The 1,920-nt window shown below is 29.2% G+C and carries 1 protein-coding gene; it reads right to left on the bottom strand.

The features are described 5' to 3' along the window. Positions 1 to 717: 717 nt before the first annotated feature. Positions 718 to 1,641, bottom strand: a complete 924-nt coding sequence (locus LQ611_RS13760; RefSeq protein ID WP_233695240.1) for a protein rep — start codon at positions 1,639 to 1,641, stop codon at positions 718 to 720. Positions 1,642 to 1,920: the final 279 nt, after the last annotated feature.

Here is a 1,920-nt window from a genome sequence, read left to right as displayed (position 1 = left end):
TCTAATTCCATATTTTAAAGCGTAATAAAGTAAAATAGCCGAAAATATTATATATATAAATATCAAATTAATACCTCCTTTTTTAACAAACTTTATCACAATAGTTATTGCTTTACAGGTCTATTTTTCATCGTTATAATCTAGTTAAATCCCGTAAGGGCGCACTTATGCGTTCTAAAAAGAACGCGTGCAAAAACCATAATCGACCTTCGTCGATTTTTTATCTTAGTTTTAAGTAATCGGTGTTGCAGCACAGATATAAAAATTAATACTGCATTATTAGTAATCGGCGTTGTGGCGCAGATACAAAAATTAATACTGCACGAATTTGAATCGACGTTGTAGCGTAGATATAAAAATTAATACTACATCAAAATTTAACTAAGATTTAAGCTACTAGTTTTTTGCTAGTAGCTTTTTTATTTTTAAAATTTTAAATACCTTTATTTTGAATTTTAAGGGGGCATTTTAAAGATTTAGGGGTAATTCATATAGTTTTATGCCTAAAAACCTACAGAAGCTTTTAAAAAGCAAATATGAGCCAAATAAATATATTCTAATTCCATAAACAAAAATTTGAGCAAAACCAGTGTCGATTTTTTTAGACACTGCCCATTTACATGCAAATTAATTTGCACACATTTTTTATAGTTCCCACAGGGGCAGGCGACCTTATTTTTTTAACAATAAAAAAAGCGTCAGTCTAAGACCAACACTTTATATTTCTTCTTCAATTTCATCAATCATTTGATAATTTAACGCTCTCTTTTCTTGTTCTGTTAAATCATGCAATTCACTCGCTAAATATTCTTTTTGTTTCCAGATATAAAAAATTTGATAGATATATTCAGTCGGATCAATCTCTTTTAAATAATCTAAATCACCATTTTTTAATAACTTTCTTGCCTCTTTAAATAATCCTGAATACACTAATACCTGCTTACCTTTCAAAGAACGATAATACGCGTCAAATACTTTTTGATTACTTAAATAATCACTATCTTTACCCGAATATTTAGCCATTTCATAAAGTTCCTTGTCATTATTAGCCTTAACTTTCTCAACATGAACTTGTGTAATTTCTGGCATTCCCGTCACATCTCGCCATAAATTCAACCATTCTTTTTGGCTAATATAAGATTTAGTATCTTTGAAATAAGATTTGTTAACCGCAATTAAAACGTGAAAATGTGGGTTATAATCATCCCGCTCTTTGTTGTATGTAATTTCTAATTTTCTTACATAACCCTTAACAACCTTTTTAAATTTTGTTCGATTACTTAATCGTCTAAATGATTGATTATAATGCTTAATCTCATTTTCTAATTTATTTTTAGACACATTAGGCGTCGTTAACGTTAAAAATATAAATTCTTTTTCATGTTCTTTTTGTACATACTGCATCATCAAAGATAAACCCAACGCATCTTTTCTCGCTTTACGCCATGCACAAACCGGACAAAAACGATTTTTACATGAATTTGCTTTATATAATTTCTGTTTTTCTAACGACTTATCTGTCACAAAAGACAAAAAGGTATTACATTCCCGTACCAATGTCATTTGATTTTCCCCCACATGTCGCTTTATAAATTTCTGAAATACTTGATTTCTTCGTTTCTTCTCAGTATACTTATCCATGTTATATAACTTAAAAAACAACTTAGTTTTCACAAACTATGACAATAAAAAAAGTTGCTTTTTCTCCTTTCTCATAATGTTTTTAGACTAGACACCTAAAACACTACATGAGTATGCTGGAAAAAGCAACTTTTTTTGTGTTTCAACCCAGATATACCAACACTTTAAGGGTAACTATTCTACTCTGTAATAGTTACCCTTATTATCAAGATAAGAAAGAACAGTTCAAAACCTCTAAATCTCTCTCTCTTTTTCCTTAGTTTTTTTCCTAAAAATATC

Origin of the sequence: Mammaliicoccus sp. L-M44, from assembly GCF_022386355.1 — a bacterium.
Lineage (GTDB): Bacteria > Bacillota > Bacilli > Staphylococcales > Staphylococcaceae > Mammaliicoccus > Mammaliicoccus sciuri_A.
This window is presented reverse-complemented; position numbering and strand designations above follow the sequence as displayed.